This is a genomic window from Candidatus Atribacteria bacterium (assembly GCA_011056645.1).
GTDB classification, from domain to species: Bacteria; Atribacterota; Phoenicimicrobiia; order Phoenicimicrobiales; family Phoenicimicrobiaceae; genus Sediminicultor; species Sediminicultor quartus.
Window position 1 is genome coordinate 1 of the sequence record DSEL01000105.1, and the last position, 3221, is coordinate 3221.

Annotated in this window: 2 protein-coding genes; both read right to left on the reverse strand. The window is 35.6% G+C overall.

Translation table 11 applies throughout. The features are described 5' to 3' along the window. Nucleotides 1–1935: PAS domain S-box protein (locus tag ENO17_04325; GenBank protein HER24259.1), on the reverse strand; the 1935-nt coding region annotated here is incomplete at its 3' end. 39 nt (nucleotides 1936–1974) lie between these two features. Further along, a partial coding sequence (locus tag ENO17_04330) for a PAS domain S-box protein (GenBank protein ID HER24260.1) occupies nucleotides 1975–3221 on the reverse strand: 1247 nt, incomplete at its 5' end.

A 3221-nucleotide genomic window follows, 5' to 3' on the forward strand; every position in this document is an offset into this window, starting at 1 on the left:
AAAAGCCAGCAAAAGGTGAGATTTGCTACGATGGGATAGTTTCATCTGTCTATCTAGCAGCTCCAGACCATATCTCCGGTTATAACAGCCGGTTAAGGAGTCGATCCGGGCAAGGTCTTTCAGTTTTTCTTCTAATTGTTTAGATAGGGTGATATCGATATATACCCCTATCTCCCCCTTCACTTTTCCGTCTATTACTAAGGACGTAGAAGATATGGAAACCGGGAACAAAGTACCATCTTTCTTCTTTCTGGTGGTTTCAAAATTAAGATAATCTGTTGATCTTTTTTTAGTTAATTTTTTTCCTTCTTCTATCTTATCCGGGGGATGAATGAATCCTTCATTAATGTTTCTGCCTTTTATTTCTTCTAAGGTATAACCGAATAATTCAGTAAAGCGGGGATTCACGTTTAAAATATTGCTATTTTCATCCAAATAGACCAGGGCTTCCGGGTTGTTGTGAAAGAGATTAGCAAATTCCTGCTGACTTTTCTTTATGGCTTCCTCGGTCTGTTTGCGTTTGGTAATGTCTCGGGATATACCTATCAATCCTTTTATTCTCCCCTCTTCATCATACCATGGTACCTTAGTAGTCGATACCCAATACTCTGTTTTATTGAAATAAATAATCTTTTCTGTTTTATCAATAATTGGTTTACCAGATTTTATGACGAGATCATCATCTGCTGAAGATTGTTTGGCTATTTCCGGAGGAAAAAAATCAAAATCAGTCTTCCCAATCACCTCTTCCGGAGCAACCTTTGAGTGTTCTGCTTTCACTTTGTTCACCCTTATAAATCTTTTTTCCCTATCTTTAAAATAAATAGAATCTGAAATATTATTCATAAGAGTATTAAATAATTTTTTTTCTTCTCTTAATATGTTTTCAGTCTTTTTTTGCTCGGAAATATCCTTAACAATACAAACAATACCGGCAATACCTCCTGCTTCATCTGCCATCACAGAACTGGAAAAAATGACCGGAATATTGTCTCCGGTTTTTGTTTTAAAGTTGAGCTCGTAATTTTTAATGGCTTCTTTCTTCATGGTTTTATCCAGTAAGATATCCTTAAAATTTTTTTCTGCAAAAAATATCTCAATTGATTTTCTTTTTAGTTCTTCCTTCCCATATCCCGATAAATCCAAGGTAGCTTTATTCACATTAACAAGATTACCTTCTCTGTCCAATAAAATTAAGGAATCAAGCATAGTAGAAATAATATTATCTGCTGCGGTAGCCGGTGTAATAACCATAAGCTTATATTTAGCAATAGCATATACTATTCCAGATGCCCAAATAAGCGCAATTATATTTCCTAATGAAGGTAGTGCAAAAACATTTAATATAGGAAACATTACATCGGTTAAAGTGCTAAAGACAAGGGAAATTAAGGCAGTAATAAAAATTATTTTTGCCTGTTTTTTCTTGATTGGTTCTTTTATCTTTCTTCCGAAATTTAAAATTAGATAAAGCCCTATCATCATGAATGAAAGATAATAGAAATAAAAAAGATAAGCCCAGATTGAATCCGACCAAACGCTTTCCCAACCCCAGGATTGTTTAATATAGGAAGCGGTTAAAAAACCGGTCCATTGTTTATAGATAAATAATAAAGGTGGAATAAAGATAAGAGGATAAATAATTCGTTTTTTAAATATTTTTTTCTTTTCTATGAAAATAAGAGCGAACCATAAAAAGATACCAGCGAAACCGATCCACCCCATGGAAATGAGGTTATTAACTAAAATAACAGTATCTTTTGAGAGTTGCGGATTATAAATAAAAATCGATCCAAAACTCCATAACATAAAGCAAGCAATAAGAATAGCACAAATCCTATTAAGCAAGGATTTTGGATCTTTACATAGTATAAACATTAACAAGTAGAAATAAAACAAAAATACAAGAAAATGCAGAAATGATAAAAGATTCAATATTTATTCACCACTTTTCCTTCAGAATCACTCTATTATCTACAATTCAAATTTAAATTCCTCCCCCTTAAAAAGCTTTAAGCAGGCATCTGTCACTTCAGCGTCATAAAGTATATTCCTGTTTTGAGAAATTTCTTTTAAAGCTTGATCCATACCCAATGCCGGACGGTAGGGACGGTGAGAGGACATGGCTTCCACTACATCGGCAACCCCTATTATTTTAGCTTCAAGCAAAATATTGTCACCTTCTAAGCCTTGAGGATATCCTGAACCGTTTAGTCTCTCGTGATGCTGAAGAACAATATTTGCAACCGGATAGTTAAAATCAATAGATTTTAAGATATCATATCCCATTTGGGAATGTCCTTTGATCAGACTAAATTCTAAATCAGTTAGCTTGGTGGGTTTACTTAAGGTTTCAGTAGGCAGGCTGATCTTCCCGATATCATGGATCAAAGAGGATACCCTGATTCCTTCCAGCTGATCCTGGGAAAGGTTTAGCTCGGCAGCGATGGCTACAGCCAGTTGAGATACCCTCAGCTGGTGACCGGCAGTATAGGGGTCTTTGGCCTCGATGATCTTGGACATAGTCTCGATGGTTTCATCCATGGTTTTTTTGAGTCTTTCTTCTGCTTGTTTGCGTGCGGTGATATCTCTGCCCAAGGAAACCGAACCTATTATTTTGCCTTGTGGGTTAGTCAGGTTACGGGAATTCCAGGAGATAATTTTTGCTTTGCCGTCTTTACAGGATATTTTGGTTTCATAATCTTCAACCTCTTCTCCTTTTTCAATGATCGCACTAGTTTTTGCGGTAATTTTCATCCGGTAATTTTCATCCGGATAGAGCCATTCCCATATTTTATCATGGCCAATGACTTCTGTGGCAGAGTATCCGCTCATCTTTTCGGCAGCTTCATTCCACATCATTACATTGGTTTTTTCATCCAGTACATTGATCCAAACATTGGCATTATGAATTATATTTTCCTGGAATTGGCTTAGATTATAGATCTTCTCTTCTTTTTCTTGAAGGACTTTATTCGTTTTCTCTAAGTCAAATATCTTCTTATCCAGTTTCTGCACCAATCGTTCATTATAACGAGAAAGATATTTTTCTTCCTCTTCCTGAGGAACAAGCGGCACTTTTTCTTTGTGTTTATCCATCACTTCATTTACAATTTTTAATAAAGTTTCCGGTTCCTGTGGTTTGACTATAAATCTAACTGCGCCCAAACTTAAGGCAAATTCCTCATCTTTCTTGTCGGTATAGGTAGCGGTATAGAAGA